The organism is Pseudomonas sp. GZD-209, assembly GCF_049310485.1.
GTDB lineage: Bacteria > Pseudomonadota > Gammaproteobacteria > Pseudomonadales > Pseudomonadaceae > Aquipseudomonas > Aquipseudomonas sichuanensis.
The window spans coordinates 74,765-92,725 of the sequence record NZ_JBMOWQ010000003.1 but is presented as its reverse complement, the minus strand read 5'-3'; the positions used below and the strand labels follow the sequence as shown (position 1 = coordinate 92,725).

The following is a 17,961-nucleotide window of genomic DNA, read 5'->3' as shown; positions in this document are numbered from 1 at the left end:
GCCCCTGGTTATCCGCGATAACCTTGCTCGCCCAGCCAACGCCGCACCATGGCCTGCGACTCATCGGCCAGCACCTGCTCCAGCGTGAGCCCCGCGCGCAGGCCGCGGACCACAGGCGCCAGCTCAACCCCTTGCAAGTGCCACACCCCCAACGGCTGGTCTGCCGTCACCACCACCTCGGCCTCCTCCACGAAGCCATCACGCAACACCGGCCGACGCTCCACCGTCACCGCGCTCCAGGCGGCCTGGGCATGGATCGGCTGCGCATCCGGCCACGTGCGGCGCGCAGCCCAGAACGCGCCCGACGCCCTTGCCTGCTCCTGAGCGTAGAAATCCCGGCCAATGCGGGCAAAGCGCAGGAACAGCTGCTCGATACGCTCCTGATGAAAACGCTGCGCCAGCGCGGCGCTCTCAGGCCGCTGCAACAAGGTGTTGATCACCACCGGCGCCTGCAACGCCGACGACAACGACTGGAAAATCCCATTGCCCGACAGCGGGTCTACCGCCATCGCCGCATCCCCCACCCGCAGCCAATCGTCGCCTGCGCAACTGCCGGCCAGGATCGCCGTGCTGCTGCGCGCATGAACCTGGGCAGGGGCGAAAGCCTGTTGATCGAAGATTGCCCGTACCTGCGCCGAAGTACGCCGGCGTTCGGCGCAATACGCCGCCAGCTGCGCCTTGCCCGGCAGGCTGGCCGTGCCGGCATCCAGCGTTACTTGCCAGTAGCAACGGCCATCGGCCAGCCGTGCCATCCACGCCCAGCCATCGTCCAGGCTCTCCACGGCCGAGGCCGCTGCCCCTGGCGTGCCCTGCCAGAGGTTCAGCAGGCTGACGGTCTCCGGCCCGCGCAGGCGCCCTTCGGCCAGCGGCGCCTGGCGGCCACGGGCCTCGACCAGAAAGTCGCCATGCACCACCTGGCCATCGTCCAGGCGCACCCGATGGCCGCCATCGCGCAGCACCTCGCGCACCCGGCCTTCGATCAGCTCGACCCCGGCCCGGCGCAGGTCGTCACGCAACGCCCGGTCGAAACGCTGGCGATCGAGCAAGCACTCCTGGTTCAGGCGCAGCTGTTCACCATTCCAGTGCACCTGCCGCTCAGCGGGGGTGGTGGCCTGGGCGAGTGCTGCGCCCAGCCCGGCATGCTGCAACCCATCGAGCACGCGCTGGGAAACCCCTTCTATGGCGGCGAAGCGGCGCCAGTCGCTGACCACGGTCACGGCGTAACCCAGGCGTCGCAACCCCAGGGCCGTGGCGGCGCCGGCAGGGCCCGCACCGAGTACCACAATGCGCGCGTCAGCCATCAGCCTGCCCCTTGCGCTCGGGGCCGGTGAACGCCGCGTGGTGTTTGAACCAGTGGATCAACGCCAAGTGTTCCAGCTCTGGCCGGTTGCGCAATACGCCAGCAACCAGACCGCTGAACGCGCCACAGGCAAGGCTGGCACCCGCCCCGCCGCTGGTGCCGACATGCGCGCCGAAATCGGCCTGGGCGGTACCCAGCCATGACCATTCACCCGGCGCACAGCGGGCATCACCCGTTACCCGAATCACCCCCGGGTAGCTTGCCGGATACACCGGTTCGCCCCGCGCCGGGCTTGCGGCACACAGCAGCACCCCGGCGGCCTGGGCTTCGGCGCAGGCCTGGCGCAGCACCGGGCGGTCCTGGTGCAGGCCCAGGCTCAGGTTGATCACCGCGGCGCCCTGCTCCACCAGCCACAGCAGCGCGGCGGCCACTTGCAGGGCGCTGGTACTCCATTGGCGGTCGAACACCTGGGCCAGCAGCAGCGGCATGGCACCGGCCTCAGCGCAAATACGCTCGAGCACGGCGCTGCCATGGCCAAGGGCATCGGGCAGCGCTTCGCCTTCCTGCAACACGCCGTCGGCCAGCCAGAAGCGCCGGGCATCGAGCAGCATGGCGGCCTGCCCGGGCGAGCAGCCGCTGTCGATCAGACCAACGCGCAGTTCACTGGTCATGCCCAGCTGGCTCCTTGCTGCGCAGCAGGCCGTCGCTCAAGTGCAGGTGCACATCGGCATCGGCCAGGGTCGAAGCGCGGTGGCTGATCAGAATGCGCGTGCGCCCGGCAAACAGCTGGTCGATGGCGGCGATCACTTCACGCTCGGTGGCTTCGTCCACCGCCGAGGTGGCCTCGTCGAGCACCAGGATCGCCGGTTGCTGCAGCAGCGCCCGGGCGATGGCGATACGTTGCTTCTGGCCACCGGACAACTGCTGACCACGCTCGCCGAGCATCCCGTCCAGGCCCAGCGGCAGGCTGCCGACCAAGCTGTCCAGGCGGGTCAGGCGCACCACTGCTTCGAGCTGTTCACGGGTCGCTTCGGGCGTGCTGTAGGCGAGGTTCTGCGCCAGGGTGCCACGGAACAGCACGATGTCCTGGCTGACCACCGCGATGCGCCGGCGCAAGGCCTGCAAATCCAGTTGGCGCAGGTCGATGCCGTCGAGCAGGATGCGCCCGGCATCGGGGTCGTAGAACCGCTGCAGCAGGTCGATCAGGGTCGATTTGCCGACGCCCGAGGCGCCGCTGATGGCGACCTTGAGCCCCCCAGGCAGGCTGGCATCGACGCCGCGCAGCACGCCGCCCTGGCGCTCATCGTGGGCAAAGTGCACTGCCTCCAGGCGCAGTTCGCCGGGCCCGTCGGCGATCGGCAGCGGCGCTTCGGCTGGCTGAACCGCGACCGGCTCACGCTTGAGTTCCATCACCCGCCCCAGGCTCACGGCCATGCGCTGTACCGCCACGTACAGCCCCAGCAGGCTCTGCACTGGCCCGACCGCCATGCCCAGGTAAGTGGAAAACGCGATCAGTGCGCCAAGCTGCCAGGTGCCTTGGATCACCCACCAGCCGCCGACCAGGAAGGCGCAGGCGCGGCACCACGAGGTCAGGGTGCCGGGCACCGCCTGGGTGAAGAATTCGGTGAGCTGTACCTTCAGCAGCTGGCTCATGTAGCCCTGCCCCAGGCCTTCCAGGCGCTCGGCCTCGCGGCGCTGCTGGCCGGCGGCCTGGATGAACTTCATCGCCGGCAGCGTTTCGACCAGGAACGACGACACGTCCGCCGAGCGCTCGCGCAGGCTGCGCACCTCGCGCTCCACCTTGCGCCGCATCCAGCGCAGCCACAGCACTTCCAGCGGGATGAGCAGCGCCAGCAGCAACGACAGTTGCCAGGACAGCAGCAACATCAGGGCCAGCGCGCCGACCAGGCCGATCACCGCCGACACCGCCGAGAACAGCGAGTCCACGGCAAAGCGCTGGATCTCGGCGACGTCACCGTCCAGCCGCGAAAGGATATCGCCGGTGCGCCGCCGCCCGTAGAAGGTCGGCGACAGCTGCTGCAGATGCCGGTACAGGTCATCGCGCAGGGCAAACAGGATGCGCCCGGACAGCCGCGTGTGCAGGTAGCGGTTCACCCCCGCCAGCACGGTGCCGAGCAGGCCGGCGCCGATCATGATCGCGGCCATGTGCCAGAGGGTCTGGTAATCCTTGGCCAGCAGGCCCTCGTCGATCAGGGTCTTGACCAGCCAGGGTTGCGCCAGGGCCAGCAACGAAGCGCCCAGCGACAACCCCAGCAATACGCCGATGGCGCGCCGTTGCGGGCGCACGAAGCCGTACAGCCAGGCCAGGGCCTGGCGCATCAGCAGCGGGTCACTCGATTCGATCAAGCGTGAGAACAGTCCGCCCATGGTTCAGCCGCGCAACTGTTTGAGTTTGCGGTACAGGGTGGCGCGGCTGATGCCCAGCGCCTCGGCCGCCGCCGAGACATTGCCCTGGTGGCGTGCCAGGGCGCCGCGGATCAGTTCCAGTTCGTTGTCGCGCAGGCTGCCGGAGGGCGTCGCGCCGCTGGCCAGCTCGTCGAGCAGACAGTCGGTGAGGTGGTCGAGGGTCAGCACCTGCTCGCCGTCCTCGCGCATGGCCAGGGCGGTGCGCAGCACCATCTCCAGCTGGCGGATGTTGCCCGGCCAGTCGAAGCCTTCGAGCAGGCCGGCCAGCGCCGGGTCAAGGCTCACGCCGCGGGCGCCGAACTTGCCCAGCAGGGTTTCGATGATGCTCGCCAGGTCGTCGCGCTCGCGCAGCGCCGGCAGGCGCAGGGACACGCCATTGACCCGGTAGTACAGGTCTTCGCGAAAATGCTGCTCGCTGACCAGGCGCTTGAGGTCGCGGTGGGTGGCGCAGATCAACGCCACGTCGATCTCCTGCTCGTCACCCGCGCCCAACGGCGCCACCCGGCGTTCCTGGAGCACGCGCAGCAGCCGTGCCTGCAGGGCCAGCGGCATATCGCCGATCTCGTCGAGGAACAGCGTGCCGCCATGGGCCTGCATCAGGCGCCCGACCATGCCGCCACGGCGCGAACCCGTGAAGGCGCCTTCGCGGTAGCCGAACAGCTCCGACTCGATCAGCCCCTCGGGGATCGCCGCACAGTTGACCGCGATGAAGGCTTTGTCGCCACGCGGGCTGGCCTGGTGCAGAGCCCGGGCGATGACTTCCTTGCCGGTGCCGGTTTCGCCCAGCAACAGCACCGGCAAGCCATTGGCCAGGCCCTGGCGGGCCATGCGCAGGCCACGGGCCAGGCGCGCATCAGCGCCGGCCAGCGCTTCCAGGGCCTGGGCCCGGGCCGGTTCTGCTGGCCTGGCGTTCGCCGTGGCACCGTTGAGCTTGGCGTGGCGCGGTAGCTGCACGGCGCGGAAGAAGAAATCGCCCTTGGCGGTCTGCACGCTGCTGACGCCGCCTTGCCACAGGCGAGAGATGAAGGCTGGCGAACGTTCGCCGAGCAAGTCGCTGCAGCGCCTGCCGAGCAGCGCTTGCCGGCTCAGCTGGAGCAATTGGCAGGCGTTGTCGTTGGCGGCCAGCACCTCGCCGTCCAGGCTCAGGGCCAGCAGCCCCTGCCAGGCACTGGCCAGGTATTGTGGGCGGCTGTGAAAAGCCAGTACCAGATGCTCGGGGTGGCACAGCCCGAACAGGCGGCACTCGATGTTGCCGGCGGCGAGCATCAGCGCGGTGAGGCTGTCCTGGGGCTGGGCCATGACCCCTTCGCGGGTCACGTCGAGCACGCCGATCACTTCGCCATGGGGGTCGCGCAGCGGCACCGAGGTACAGGAAAACGGGCTGAGGCGGTCGAGGTAGTGCTCGCCGCAGTTGATCAGGGTGGGCTGGCCTTCGACCACGGCCGTGCCGATGGCGTTGGTCCCGCGCAGCGCCTCGCTCCAGCAACTGCCGGGGTGCAGGTCGCGCAGGCCCTCGCGCTCCAGCGCATGCTTGTGCCCTTCGATGGCCAGCACGTTGGCCTGGGCGTCGCCGAGAATGACGATGCCGCTCTGGCCCTGGCGGCGCACCAGGTAGTCCAGCTCGGGGGTGACCGCGTCGATCAGCAGCCGGTTGTGTTCAAGCAGCGCGCGCAGGTCGAGGCCGTGGCGAATGCCCAGGCCTACCTGCTCACCCTGCAGGCAGTCCAGGCCATGGCTGAGGCTGCGCCGCCAGGAGGCGTCGATTTCGTCGCGCAGCATTCCCGAGGGCAGTTCGCCCTCGTTGGCCAGCTTCAGGCGGACCAGGCGGGATTGCTGTAGCGGGTCATGGGCGTTTGTTGTGAGTGTTTGTCGCGCCATTGCGTGCTCCAGCTGTGCCCCGGCAAAACGGGGCATCGGGCATCGGAATTTTCGGCAGTGTGCGTCAGAATTCGTCGGCCGTCATCAGGGGGGCAGGCAAAAAGGGGGTGTGGGGCGGGAGGTTTGCGGCATTCTCAAGTGGGATCGCATGTGGGCCACGAGGTGCAGGGCGACAGATTTGCAGCGATCTCAAGTGGGATCGCATGTGGGCCATGAGGTGCAGGGCGACAGGTTTGCAGCGCTCTCAAGACCGAGCGCCGCCCGCGCGGCGCATCGCGGGACAAGCCCGCTCCCACATTTGTTTCGGGCCAGTCTTTCCTGTGCCATCACCTGGTCCGCCTTGTTGGTACGACGCGGTTCTGGCGTGGTCGCTAACGCTGCTTCACATGACTCAAGGCCTGCACCAAGGCAGGCGCCGGTACTTTCACAGGAATAATTGGCCCGAAACAGATGTGGGAGCGGGCTTGTCCCGCGATGCGCCGCGCGGGCGGCGCTCGATCTGATAGGCGCTGCAAAAACACCGGCAAGCACCTGTCAGCCCTCACTCAATCCCCCCGCGACTAAAACGCCGCCTTGAAGATCGCCTCGATCTCCGCCTGGCTAGCCACCCGCGGGTTGGTCAACCCACAGGCATCCTTCAGCGCATTGCCCGCCAACACCGGCACATCCTCAACCTTCGCCCCCAGCTCGGCGAGCCCGGCCGGGATGCCGATCGCCGCCGCCAGATGCTCGATGGCAGAGATCGCCGCCCCAGCCCCCTGCTCCGCCTCCAGCCCACACACTTTCACGCCCATGGCCTTGGCCACATCGCGCAGGCGCGCAGCGCTGGTCTTGGCATTGAAGCGCTGCACATGAGGCAGCAGCACCGCGTTGCACACCCCATGGGGCAAGTCGTAGTAACCCCCCAACTGGTGCGCCATGGCATGCACGTACCCCAGGGAGGCGTTGTTGAAGGCCATGCCGGCAAGGAACTGCGCGTAAGCCATGTTCTCCCGGGCCTGCAGGTCGCTGCCGTCGGCCACCGCCTGGCGCAGGTTGTCGCTGATCAGGCTGATGGCCTTGAGCGCGCAGGCGTCGGTGATCGGCGTGGCGGCAGTCGACACATAGGCCTCGATGGCGTGGGTCAGCGCGTCCATGCCGGTGGCAGCGGTCAGCGACTTGGGCATGCCGACCATCAGCGCCGGGTCGTTGACCGACAGGATAGGCGTGACGTTGCGGTCGACGATGGCCATTTTCACGTGGCGCGCCTCGTCGGTGATGATGCAGAAGCGGGTCATTTCGCTGGCGGTGCCGGCGGTGGTATTGATGGCGATCAGCGGCAGTTGCGGCTTGCTCGAGCGATCCACCCCTTCGTAGTCGCTGATATGCCCGCCGTTGGTGGCGCACAGCGCAATGCCCTTGGCGCAGTCATGGGGCGAACCACCACCCAGCGAGACCACGCAGTCGCAACGCTCGCGCTGCAGCACGGCCAGGCCGGCCTCGACGTTGGCGATGCTCGGGTTGGGCTTGGCGCCATCGAACACCACCGAGTCGATATCGCGCATGGCCAGCAGCCCGGCGATGCGTTCGGCCACGCCAGCGCGGGCCAGGCCCTGGTCGGTCACGATCAGCGCCTTGCGCAGGCCGTAGCCGGCGATGGCGGCCATGGCTTCGTCCAGGCAGTCGATGCCCATGATGTTCACGGCTGGGATGAAGAAGGTGCTGCTCATGGCCGGGTCCTCTCAAGCTGTCGGTAGGGCTTGAGCATCCGCCTGAAGCAGTGGCCGGGTGTTGATCCAGAGCAAAGGGTGCGCGGGAACGGGCCTCAGCGGATCTGATGCTTGTGCAGCAGCCGATAGAAGGTCGGCCGGGAGATCCCCAACACCTTGGCCGCGATGCTGAGGTTGTCGCTGTGCCGGTTGAGTACGTCGCACAGGGCCTGGCGCTCGGCGCGGTGCTTGTAGTCCTCCAAGGTGCCCAGCAGCGCTTCCTGGGCCACCTGGTCGAGCAGGCCCAGGTCCGGGGCTTCGATCTGCCGCCCTTCGGCCAGCACCAGGCCCCGGCGCACACGGTTGGCCAGCTCACGCACGTTGCCCGGCCAGTCGTGCCGGCCCATGGCCGCCAGCGCGCTGTCGCTGAAGGAGCGCGGCCGGCGGCCGGTCTCCAGGCTGTAGAAACGGGCGAAATGGCTGGCCAGCATCGACAGGTCGCCATGCCGGTCGCGCAGCGGCGCGGTCACCACCTGCAGCACGTTGAGCCGGTAATACAGGTCTTCACGGAAACGGCCGAGGGCGATGGCCTTTTCCAGGTCGACGTGGGTCGCCGCCAGCACCCGCACATCCACGGCGATCGGCTGGGTGCTGCCCACCCGTTCGATGTGCCGCTCCTGCAGAAAGCGCAGCAGGTTGGCCTGCAGCTCCAGCGGCAGGTCGCCGATCTCGTCGAGGAACAGGGTGCCGCCATTGGCCGCCTCGATGCGCCCGACCTTGCGCTGGTGGGCGCCGGTGAAGGCGCCCTTCTCATGGCCGAACAGCTCGGACTGGATCAGGTGTTCGGGAATCGCGCCGCAGTTGATGGCGACGAACGGCTGGTCATGGCGCTGCGACAGGCGGTGCAGAGTGCGCGCCACCAACTCCTTGCCGGTACCGCTCTCGCCACGGATCAGCACCGGCGATTCGGTGGGTGCCAGCTTGCCGAGCAGTTTGCGCAGTTCGCGGATCGGCCGGCTCTCGCCCAGCAGTTCGTGCTCGGGCTCGGCCTCACCGTCGCGCACCGCGCCGCGGCCACGCAGGCGTGCCATGCCGAAGGCCCGGCCGAGGGTGACCTGCACCCGCGACACGTCGAACGGCAAGGTGTGGAAGTCGAAGAACCATTCACAGACGAAATCGCCGACATTCTGCATGCGCAGTTCTTCGGCGCTGAGCACGGCGATCCATTCGGTATTGCTGCGTTTGATCATGTCCTTGACCGCGTCGGGGTGACGCAGGTGCGAGGCCTGCAGGCGCAGCAGGCCGACATCGCAGGGGTGCTCCAGGGCAACGTCCAGGCTGCAACTGCGCACATCCCAGCCGACGCCGCGCAGGCCCGGTAACAATCGATGGCAATCGTCACAGGGGTCGACGATCAGCAAGCGACGTTGGGCGGCAGGCTCGAGCATGACCATTCCTTGGCGCCGGAATAGGGTTTTTTATCTATAAACAGTAAGTTGCGACGCCAAAAGTAACAGTAGCAATGAACTTGACAGCTCCCACTACCGTTGGTCAGCCCGATACGGCCGTGTTTGAGCCGTCCGGGAATTTTCGTATTTTATTGACGTCACAGACGGCACGCAGAAATACCTTGCAATGCGTCCAGATAAAAAAATTCTTGGATTGTGTGACTCATCCCCTGACCTGGAGCATCAGTACGATTAACACCGCGCTGTAACCTGTACCGGAATAACACCGCGGAAACACTTTTCGCTGTTTGGGACCATAGAGAGACCGAACCCATGAACGCCCCGCTCCGTGTCAACGAAGCACTGCTGATTGCCGACCACGCCTTCGAACCCTTCCAGTGCGTCGCCTGGGATGCACCCAACGGTACTGGCGAACTAAGCCTGGCAGTGATCGACCGGACCAGCGCCCGCATCGGCGCCAAGCAAGTCTCTTCGCGGGTCTATTCGGACCCTGCGCAGTGGGCCAGCCTGATCGAGGAAGTGCGTGCCGAACTGTGCCAGAAAGGCTATGACCTGCAACCCTGGTCGATGCCTGAATAAGCAAACCACGGTGATTCCTGTGCGTGCCCTGCACGCACAGGTGTAACTTCAAAGTTCCCCTCGCTACAACTTTCATTCATGCGACATCCCGTCGCAGTTATTCCATTCAATTGACGGTATCGAACTGCTCGATATGCCGATAATCGGCATGAAGTTGTTCGGCAAGTTGCCGTGCGCGGCCCACACGTACCGCCGCCAATTCCATATCCACCAGCAATGTACTGCACGGTAGCGGTTGCGCTGCTTGCCACCCCTGCAGCCGACCATCGGTCAGCAACAGGCAGCGCTGCACCTCGTGGGGCAGCCGTTTGCCCCGCGCCAGCAACCACTGCCGTGCCTCTTCCAGAGCCGCAAACAGCGGTGTGCCACCGCCGGCGCCCAGCTGCTGCAGCCAGGGCTGGAGCGCCTGCGAAGCCTTGAGCCCGTGGCGTTGCCACTGCGGTTTGCTGCCACTGGCGGTCAACAGCGCCAAGCGCGCACGTTGCCGGTAGGCCTGGTCGAACACCCCGGCCAGCAGGCCCTTGGCCTGGGCCAGCGCCTGCTGGCGACGGGTGGAGGCCGAGGCATCGACGATCACCAGCCACAGTTCCGGCGCCTGGGCCTGGCGCTGCTGCCAGCACAGGTCGCGGCGCTGGCGGGGGCGGCCTTTGAGCAGGGTTGGCAGCCAGGCGATACGGCCATCTTCGGCTGCCCGGGCGCGGCCACGGGATGCACCGTTCAACTGGCCGACGCGGGGTCTGGCATCTGCCGCCTGGGCGTCGCGGCGGCGGATGCTCAGGGCTTTTTTGCCCAGTTCGGCACCTCGCGCCGAGCACCGCTGGCCACCGGCTGCGGCGGCAAGGCGCCCCAGTCGCCCTGCCCCTGGGCCTGACCCGGTGCCTGCGACTGCTCGGCGGCACCTGGCGGGGTGGCCTGCGGCTGCGCAGAGTCCTGCCGACGACGGTGACGCAGGGCAAATTCGGCGACGGCGTCCACATCCTGCTCTTCGATGGCCAGCTGGCCACGCCAGGCCGCGTGGGCGCGGGCGGCGCGCAGCCACACCAAGTCGGCGCGCAGGCCATCGACCCCGGCGGCGAAACAGCGTTCGGTGATCCAGGCCAGCGCCTGGTCGTCCAGGGCGATCGCCGCCAGGCGCTCACGCGCGGCCCGGCAGCGCTCGCGCAACTCCGTCTGGGCAGTGGCCCACTGGGCGCAGAAGGCTTCAGGGTCGCTGTCGAACGCCAGGCGCCGGCGAATGATCTGCTGGCGCGCCTCGGGTGCCGGCAAGCCGTCGAGGGCGACGTTCAGGCCAAAGCGGTCGAGCAATTGCGGGCGCAGCTCGCCCTCCTCCGGGTTCATGGTGCCGATCAGCACGAAGCGCGCGGCGTGGCGATGGGAGATGCCATCGCGCTCGATGCGGTTGGTGCCGCTGGCGGCCACATCCAGCAGCAAGTCCACCAACGGGTCGGGCAGCAGGTTGACCTCGTCCACATACAGCACGCCGCCATCGGCGTGAGCCAGCACGCCCGGGGCGAAGCGCGCCTGGCCCTGGCCCAGCGCGGCGTCCAGGTCGAGGGTGCCGACCAGTCGTTCCTCGGTGGCGCCGAGCGGCAAGGTGACGAACGGCCCATCGCCCAGCAGGTCGGCCAGGCCTCGGGCCAGGGTGCTCTTGGCCATGCCGCGCGGGCCTTCGATCAGCACACCGCCGATCTTCGGGTCGATGGCGGTCAGGCACAGGGCCAGCTTCAGTTCGTCGGCGCCCACCACGGCGGCCAGGGGGAATTGCACAGGTTCGTTCATGTTCAGCAGTCTTCCTCGCCTTCGAGCAACTGTTGCTCGAGGCTCTCGCGGTAGTCGCCCGGGTCCTGCCACAGGCCGCGCTGCTGGGCTTCCAGCAGGCGCTCGGTGAGGTCGCGCAGGGCTTCGGGGTTGTGCTCGCGCATGAAATCACGGGTCGCCGGGTCGAGCACGTAGGCGTCGGCCAGGCCTTGGTAGTGATGGTCGTCGATCAGCCCGGTGGTGGCGTCGAAGGCAAACAGGTTGTCGACCGTCGCCGCCAGCTCGAAGGCACCTTTATAGCCATGGCGCTTGGCGCCGTCGATCCACTTGGGGTTGAGCGCACGGGCGCGGATCACCCGGTTGAGCTCTTCCTTCAAGGTACGGATACGCGGCCGGTCGGCCTGGCTGTGGTCACCGTGGTAGCTGGCCCGGGTGGTGCCAGCCAGGGTCTCGGCGGCGGCCAGCATGCCGCCCTGGAACTGGTAGTAGTCGTTGGAGTCGAGCAGGTCGTGCTCGTGGTTGTCCTGGTTCTGCAGCACCGCCTGCACCTGGCTCAGGCGCTGGGCGAAACGTGCGCGGGCCGGGGTGCCTTCGTCGCTGGCGCCGTAAGCGTAGCCGCCGTGGTTGAGGTAGACCTCGGCCAAATCGTCGCGGCTGTGCCACAGGCGCCCGTCGATGGCGTTCTGCACCCCTGCACCATAGGCGCCGGGCTTGGCGCCAAACACGCGCCAGCCGGCCTGGCGCGCCGCCAGCGCTTCATCCAGGCCGTCATCGAGCAGCGCCTGACGCTCGGCACGCACGCGGGCGGCCAGCGGGTTGAGGTCATCCGGCTCGTCCAGCGCGGCCACCGCCTGCACCGCCGCGTCGAACAGGCGGATCAGGTTGCCGAAGGCATCGCGGAAGAAGCCCGAGACCCGCAGCGTGACATCGACCCGTGGGCGATCGAGCAGGCTCAGCGGCAAGATCTCGAAGTCGTCGACGCGCTGACTGGCGGTTGCCCAGACCGGGCGCACGCCCATCAGCGCCATGGCCTGGGCAATGTCGTCGCCGCCGGTGCGCATGGTGGCCGTGCCCCACACCGACAGGCCCAACTGGCGCAGGTGGTCGCCGTGGTCCTGCAGGTGGCGTTCAAGAATCAGGTTGGCCGAGGCGAAGCCCAGGCGCCAGGCGGTGGTGGTGGGCAGGTTGCGCACATCGACGGTATAGAAGTTGCGCCCGGTGGGCAGCACGTCCAGGCGGCCACGGCTCGGTGCGCCGCTGGGCCCGGCGGGGACGAAACGCCCGGCCAGGGCCGCCAGCAGGCCGTCGATTTCGGCAGCGCCGCAGGCGTCCAGGTTGGGGGCGACCTGCTCGACCAGCGCTTGCAGCACCTCGCGTACCGGTTGCCAGTCAGCCTGCCCATCAAGTGGGCAGTCGCCTTCCAGCGCCCGTTCGATCAGTGTCAACGCCAGCAGTTCGAGCCGTTCACGGGTATCCCCGGCGGTGCGCCACAGCGCCGCGTCCAGTTGCTGCAGCAGCGCCGGGCGCGGCCCGTGCCAGGCCTGGCCGAGGTCGCAATCGAGCGGGTCGAAGCCCAGCCCCAGCGCCCGGGCCAGGGCGCGGATCAGGCTGGCATTGCCGCCCTTGCCGTCGCCACGCTCCACCCGCAGCAGCGCCAGCAGCGTGTCGCTGCGCAGCCGGCCCTGGGGCGACTGGCCGAACACGTGCAGGCCATCGCGGATCTGCGATTCCTTGAGGTCGCACAGGTAGGTGTCCAGTCGCGGCAGCCACACCGCCGCGTCGTCCAGCTGGCCTTCGAGCTGCAGGTCGCGGTCGATGTGGTTGGCCTTGAGCAGTTCGAGGATGTCGCGCTGCAGCTCCTGGGCACGGCGCGGGTCGAGCAGCTGCGCTTCGTAATATTCGTCGGCCAGCTGCTCCAGCTGGCGCAGCGGGCCGTAGGTCTCGGCACGGGTCAGCGGCGGCATCAGGTGGTCGATGATCACCGCCTGGGTGCGCCGTTTGGCCTGGGCGCCCTCGCCCGGGTCGTTGACGATGAACGGGTAGATGTTCGGCAGCGGGCCGAGCAAGGCGTCTGGCCAGCATTCATTGGACAGGCCGACGCCCTTGCCCGGCAGCCACTCCAGGTTGCCGTGCTTGCCGACGTGAATCAGCGCATCGGCGGCATAGCCGTTGCGCAGCCAGAAGTGGAACGCCAGGTAGCCGTGGGGCGGCACCAGGTCGGGGTCGTGGTACACCGCGCTGTGGTCGACCTGGTAGCCGCGCGCGGGCTGGATGCCGACGAAGGTCAGGCCGTAGCGCAGGCCGGCCACCATCAGACGCCCGCTGCGGTACATCGGGTCCTGCTCGGGCGGGCCCCAACGTTCCAGCACGGCGCGCTGGTTGGCCTCGGGCAAGGCGGCGAAGGCGCTGTGGTAATCGGCCAGGCTCAGGCTCTGGGCGCAGGGGCGCTGGTCGAGGTGGTCGAGGTCGTTGGTCACCCCGCCGAGCAACTGGTGGATCAGTTCGGTGCCGCTGTCGGGCAGAGCGGCCACCGGGTAACCCTGCGCCTGCAAGGCCTTGAGGATATTGAGTGCGGCGCCGGGCGTATCCAGGCCGACGCCATTGCCGATGCGCCCGTCGCGGGTCGGGTAGTTGGCCAGCACCAGCGCCACGCGCTTCGCCTGGTTGTCCAGGCGCGCCAGCTCGACCCAGCGCCGCGCCAGCTCGGCGACGAAGTCCATGCGTTCGGGGTGGGCCCGGTAGCAGACCACGTCGGACTGGCTGCGCTCGCTGCGCCAGGCCAGGTCCTTGAAGCTCACGGGGCGGGTGATGATGCGCCCGTCCAGTTCCGGCAAGGCGATGTGCATGGCCAGGTCGCGAGCGCCCAGGCCCTGTTCGCTCTGCTCCCAGGCCGGTTGGTTGTCCTGGGCGCAGATCGCCTGCAGCACCGGCACATCGCGGCGCAACGGGCGCAGATTGGGCTGTTCGGGGCTGGACAAGGCAAAGCCGGTGGTGTTGATCACCACTTCAGCCTGCACCTCATCGAGCCAGGCCTCGACCTGGTCGAGGCAGGCGCGCTCCTTGAGGCTGGCCACGGCAATGGGCAGTGGGTTCAGGCCACAGGCTTGCAGGCGTTGGCAAAACACGTCGATGAAGGCGGTGTTGGCCGCCTGCAGGTGCGAGCGATAGAACAACAGTGGCGCCACCGGTTGCTCGGGGTGCCACTCGGCGTACCAGTCCTGTAACTGGGCGCTGGCCTTGGCCGGGTGGTAAACCGCAGTACGCGGCAACGGCTGCGGTTCATCCCAGGCGTAGTCACGCCCCAGCCACTGGCTGGCCAGACAATTGAACAGGTTGACCGCGTTGGCCTTGCCACCCTGGCGCAGGTAGTGCCAGAGGCGTTCGGCCTGCTCGCCACGCACCGTGCCCAGGTCGGTCAGCTCCGGGTCGGGGCGGTCATCGCCGGGTACCAGGATCAGTTGCACGCCGCGCTGGCTGAGTTCCACCAACTGCTCGACGCCGTAGCGCCAGTAACCGACGCCGCCGTGCAGCGACACCAGGATCACCTTGGCGTGGCGCAGCACCTGGTCTACATACAGGTCGACCGAGGCGTGGTTCTGCACCTGCATGGGGTTGGCCAGGCGCACGCTGGGGAAGTCGTCCGGCAACTGCTCGGCGGTTTCGGCGAGCAGCGCCAGGTGCGAATCGCCGCTGCAGAGGATCACCAGCTCGGCGGGAGTCTGGCCGAGGTCGGCAATGCTGTCGTCCGGCACGAAGCCGCCGGGCTGGGTCCGCAGCAGGTGCATGGGTCAGGCGCCCAGGGCTTGGCGCAGGCGCGCTTCCAGGTGCACGGCATCGAGGTCCTGGCCGATCAGTACCAGGCGGGTGATGCGTGGCTCGTCACTGCGCCAGGCGCGGTCGAAGTGCTTGTCGAAGCGCGTGCCCACGCCCTGGATAAGCAGGCGCATCGGCTTGCCGGGGATGGCGGCGAAGCCTTTGGCGCGCAGGATGCCGAACTCGGTGACCAGTTGCGTCAGGGCATCGAGCAGCAGGCTTTCGTCGGCCTCTGGCAGGTCGATGGAGATCGAGTCGAAGGCGTCATGGTCGTGATCGTCGTGGTCATCGCCGTCGTGGTGCGAATCGTGGTGGGTGCGACGGCCATCGATGTGCGCCTCGGATTCGGCACCGACGCCCAGCAGCACTTCCAGCGGCAGGCGGCCACTGCTGGCTTCGATTACCTTCACCGCTGGCGGCAGTTCTTCGGCGACTTCGGCACGAACCTTGGCCAGGCCTTCGGCGTCAATCAGGTCGGCCTTGTTCAGCACCACCAGGTCGGCGCTGGCCAGTTGGTCGGCGAACAGTTCATGCAGCGGCGATTCGTGGTCCAGGTTGGGGTCGAGCTTGCGCTGGGCGTCGACCTGGTCCGGGTAGGCAGCAAAGGTGCCGGCGGCCACTGCCGGGCTGTCGACCACGGTGATGACCGCATCGACGGTGCATGCGTTGCGGATTTCGGGCCACTGGAAGGCCTGCACCAGGGGCTTGGGCAGGGCCAGGCCGCTGGTTTCGATGAGGATGTGGTCGAGGTCGCCGCGGCGCGCCACCAGTTCGCGCATCACCGGGAAGAACTCTTCCTGCACGGTGCAGCACAGGCAGCCGTTGGCCAGCTCGTAGACGCGGCCGTTGGCTTCCTCTTCAGTGCAACCGATGCTGCACTGCTTGAGGATTTCGCCATCGATGCCGAGCTCGCCGAACTCGTTGACGATCACCGCGATGCGGCGGCCCTGGGCGTTGTCGAGCATGTGGCGCAGCAAGGTGGTCTTGCCCGAGCCGAGGAAGCCGGTGACGATGGTGACGGGGAGCTTGGCCAGTGTTTTCATGTCGCGATGCCCTTGGCAGCAATGGCGCGGGCATGCGGGACGACTGCCTCGGGCGTTGCCGGCCGGGCGCGTTCGCCACCGGATCACCCCGCCCGGTTGATAGTCGAAAACGTTGCGAGGCAGGTCTCCTGGCTTGCACTGTTCCGGCAGCGATGCCGGTGGGATGGCGCCTTCCCGCGTTTGCGCAGTGGCTGTGCCGATCCTTTTGAGTGCTTACAGTTGCGGGGGCAGCCGCGGCTTGGACCGCGTTCCCGTCTTAGCTCCGGCCTGGGCCGGAGAACCTCGAAGCGGCAAGGCTACGCATCCGCCCGACACCGGTCAACCGCTGGGGCGATTGACGCAAGCCACGCCCCATGATTTGCTAGCGCACTGCGTTCAGGTGCCCCATTGGGGGTGAAACGGGAAACCGGTGCGTCCAGCGTCTTTAATAGACAGCGGACAAGGCCGGTGCTGCCCCCGCAACGGTAAGCGAGTAAAGCGTCTTGACCACTGTGCCGGCTCAACAGGCATGGGAAGGTGACGCCGATAGATGGAGCCCCGCTCCACCTCGCCAGCCCGGAGACCGGCCTGACACCACATCAACACCCCGCGGTGGGCGGGCGCTGTCGTATTCCCTGGGCTGTCCTGCCCGGGAGCGCCGCGCCTGCCCGTTGCCCCAATAAAAGCAGCAGAGGAACGCGTCATGCCGATTACCAGCACAAAACACAGCATCGCCACCCCCGCCACACTCAGCCAGCGCATGGTCATCGCCATCGGCGCCAGCCTGCTGGGCCTGTGCCTGGTCTACTTCGCCGGCTTCTCGCACATCGAGGCGGTGCATAACGCTGCCCACGACACTCGCCACAGCGCCGCCTTCCCCTGCCACTGAGTAGCCCCGCATGATTACCCGTATTGCCCGCACCGCGGGCTTCAGTGGGCTGCTCGCGGCCCTGCTGCTGACACTGCTGCAGAGCTTCTGGGTCGCCCCGCTGATTCTTCAGGCAGAGACCTATGAAAGCGCCGCCCCGGCAGCCGAGCACCATGAGCATGGCGAAGCCGCCGCCGCCCACGAACATGAGCACAGCGCCGAAGCCTGGGCGCCGGAAGACGGCTGGCAGCGCGTGCTGTCCACCACCGGTGGCAACCTGGTGGTAGCCGTCGGCTTTGCGCTGATCCTCGTCGCACTGTATAGCCTGCGCGAGCCGGGCCGGGTCAGCACCGGCGCGCTGTGGGGCCTGGCCGGCTTTGCGGTGTTCTGCCTGGCGCCGACTCTGGGCCTGCCGCCGGAGCTGCCGGGCACCGCCGCCGCCGACCTGGGCCAACGCCAGACCTGGTGGATCGGCACCGCCGCCGCCACCGCCGCTGGCCTGGCATTGCTGGTGTTCGGTCGCAACTGGCTGTTGAAGGTACTGGGCGCTGCGCTGCTGGTTGTGCCCCACGTGATCGGTGCGCCGCAGCCAGCGGTGCATGAAAGCCTGGCACCCGAGGCACTGGAAACCCAGTTCAAGATCGCTTCCTGGCTGACCAATGCCGCCTTCTGGGTGGCCCTGGGCCTGCTCAGCGCCTGGCTGTACCGTCGTTCCAGCCAAGCCTGATGCTGGAATCTGCAAAGCCGCCGGCGGTGTATGCCGGCTTTGGGTGCCGCCGGGGTTGCCCGGTGGAGACCCTGGCGGTCCTGCTGCGCCAGACCCTGGCCGAGCACGGCCTGCCGCTCAGCGCGCTGCGCGGCATCGCCAGCATCGCGCCAAAGGCCCGGGAGCCAGGCCTGCTGGCCTTGGCCGAGCGCCTCGGGCTGCCGTTCATCTGTTTCGAAGCCGAGCAACTGCTCGGCTTCGAGCCGCTGCTCAGCCAGCGCTCGGCCATCGCGTTCGCCCAGACCGGCTGCTGGGGTGTGGCCGAAAGTGCCGCATTGGCCCTGGCTGGCCGCGAATCGCTGCAGCCTGGCCTGCGCGTACCGCGCCAGCGACTCGGCGGCGCTACCCTGGCGCTGGCCATCGGCGGATAATCCGCCCTTTTACCTGCAAGGA

14 protein-coding genes and 2 riboswitches are annotated in these 17,961 nt (G+C 67.9%); of the genes, 4 read left to right on the top strand and 10 right to left on the bottom strand.

The window, feature by feature from the left end; translation table 11 throughout:
- Positions 1 to 8: 8 nt before the first annotated feature.
- The 6 genes from qhpG to ACO6VM_RS00720 all read right to left on the bottom strand — a co-directional run bounded on the left by qhpG (position 9) and on the right by ACO6VM_RS00720 (position 8,741).
- Complete coding sequence (gene qhpG, locus ACO6VM_RS00745) at positions 9 to 1,301, bottom strand: flavin-dependent monooxygenase QhpG (protein WP_422402576.1); 1,293 nt, start codon at positions 1,299 to 1,301, stop codon at positions 9 to 11.
- The gene (gene qhpE / locus ACO6VM_RS00740) at positions 1,294 to 1,971 is read right to left on the bottom strand and encodes a subtilisin-like serine protease QhpE (RefSeq protein ID WP_401059122.1); all 678 of its coding nucleotides are present in this window, start codon (positions 1,969 to 1,971) and stop codon (positions 1,294 to 1,296) included. Before qhpE ends, qhpG begins: the two co-directional genes overlap by 8 nt.
- Positions 1,961 to 3,688 carry an ABC transporter ATP-binding protein gene (locus tag ACO6VM_RS00735; RefSeq protein WP_125464202.1) on the bottom strand — a complete coding sequence of 576 codons (1,728 nt, stop codon included), beginning with the start codon at positions 3,686 to 3,688 and terminating at the stop codon, positions 1,961 to 1,963. The genes qhpE and ACO6VM_RS00735 overlap by 11 nt, the downstream gene beginning before the upstream one ends.
- 3 nt (positions 3,689 to 3,691) lie before the next feature.
- On the bottom strand, positions 3,692 to 5,605 hold the full coding sequence (locus ACO6VM_RS00730; RefSeq protein WP_422402575.1) for a sigma-54-dependent Fis family transcriptional regulator: 1,914 nt from the start codon (positions 5,603 to 5,605) through the stop codon (positions 3,692 to 3,694).
- Between the two features lie 560 nt (positions 5,606 to 6,165).
- Positions 6,166 to 7,314, bottom strand: a complete 1,149-nt coding sequence (gene yiaY, locus ACO6VM_RS00725; RefSeq protein ID WP_422402574.1) for an L-threonine dehydrogenase — start codon at positions 7,312 to 7,314, stop codon at positions 6,166 to 6,168.
- A gap of 95 nt (positions 7,315 to 7,409) precedes the next feature.
- On the bottom strand, positions 7,410 to 8,741 hold the full coding sequence (locus tag ACO6VM_RS00720; RefSeq protein ID WP_401059117.1) for a sigma-54 dependent transcriptional regulator: 1,332 nt from the start codon (positions 8,739 to 8,741) through the stop codon (positions 7,410 to 7,412).
- Positions 8,742 to 9,074: 333 nt separating this feature from the next.
- On the opposite strand from ACO6VM_RS00720, the gene ACO6VM_RS00715 reads away from it, so the two are divergent.
- Positions 9,075 to 9,341, top strand: coding sequence for a hypothetical protein (locus ACO6VM_RS00715; RefSeq protein ID WP_110994481.1), 267 nt, complete (start codon positions 9,075 to 9,077; stop codon positions 9,339 to 9,341).
- A gap of 106 nt (positions 9,342 to 9,447) precedes the next feature.
- Here ACO6VM_RS00715 and ACO6VM_RS00710 read toward each other — a convergent pair whose 3' ends face one another.
- From ACO6VM_RS00710 to cobW, 4 genes are read right to left on the bottom strand one after another with little or no spacing between them, the layout of a single operon-like run.
- Complete coding sequence (locus tag ACO6VM_RS00710; protein WP_401059115.1) at positions 9,448 to 10,062, bottom strand: vWA domain-containing protein; 615 nt, start codon at positions 10,060 to 10,062, stop codon at positions 9,448 to 9,450.
- A gap of 53 nt (positions 10,063 to 10,115) precedes the next feature.
- Complete coding sequence (locus ACO6VM_RS00705; RefSeq protein WP_422402573.1) at positions 10,116 to 11,120, bottom strand: ATP-binding protein; 1,005 nt, start codon at positions 11,118 to 11,120, stop codon at positions 10,116 to 10,118.
- Positions 11,121 to 11,122: 2 nt separating this feature from the next.
- The gene (gene cobN / locus ACO6VM_RS00700) at positions 11,123 to 14,884 is read right to left on the bottom strand and encodes a cobaltochelatase subunit CobN (protein WP_401059111.1); all 3,762 of its coding nucleotides are present in this window, start codon (positions 14,882 to 14,884) and stop codon (positions 11,123 to 11,125) included.
- Between the two features lie 3 nt (positions 14,885 to 14,887).
- Positions 14,888 to 15,955, bottom strand: coding sequence for a cobalamin biosynthesis protein CobW (cobW, locus tag ACO6VM_RS00695; protein WP_153788907.1), 1,068 nt, complete (start codon positions 15,953 to 15,955; stop codon positions 14,888 to 14,890).
- A gap of 101 nt (positions 15,956 to 16,056) precedes the next feature.
- A riboswitch (cobalamin riboswitch) is annotated at positions 16,057 to 16,255 on the bottom strand.
- A 60-nt stretch (positions 16,256 to 16,315) separates the two neighbouring features.
- Positions 16,316 to 16,540, top strand: a riboswitch (cobalamin riboswitch).
- Positions 16,541 to 16,637: 97 nt separating this feature from the next.
- Here cobW and ACO6VM_RS00690 point away from each other — a divergent pair.
- The 3 genes from ACO6VM_RS00690 to ACO6VM_RS00680 are packed head-to-tail and all read left to right on the top strand — an operon-like array spanning position 16,638 to position 17,939.
- Positions 16,638 to 16,823 carry a CbtB domain-containing protein gene (locus ACO6VM_RS00690; RefSeq protein WP_110994477.1) on the top strand — a complete coding sequence of 62 codons (186 nt, stop codon included), beginning with the start codon at positions 16,638 to 16,640 and terminating at the stop codon, positions 16,821 to 16,823.
- A 10-nt stretch (positions 16,824 to 16,833) separates the two neighbouring features.
- Positions 16,834 to 17,529 carry a CbtA family protein gene (locus ACO6VM_RS00685; RefSeq protein WP_401059110.1) on the top strand — a complete coding sequence of 232 codons (696 nt, stop codon included), beginning with the start codon at positions 16,834 to 16,836 and terminating at the stop codon, positions 17,527 to 17,529.
- Complete coding sequence (locus tag ACO6VM_RS00680; protein ID WP_422402572.1) at positions 17,529 to 17,939, top strand: cobalamin biosynthesis protein; 411 nt, start codon at positions 17,529 to 17,531, stop codon at positions 17,937 to 17,939. The genes ACO6VM_RS00685 and ACO6VM_RS00680 overlap by 1 nt, the downstream gene beginning before the upstream one ends.
- Positions 17,940 to 17,961: the final 22 nt, after the last annotated feature.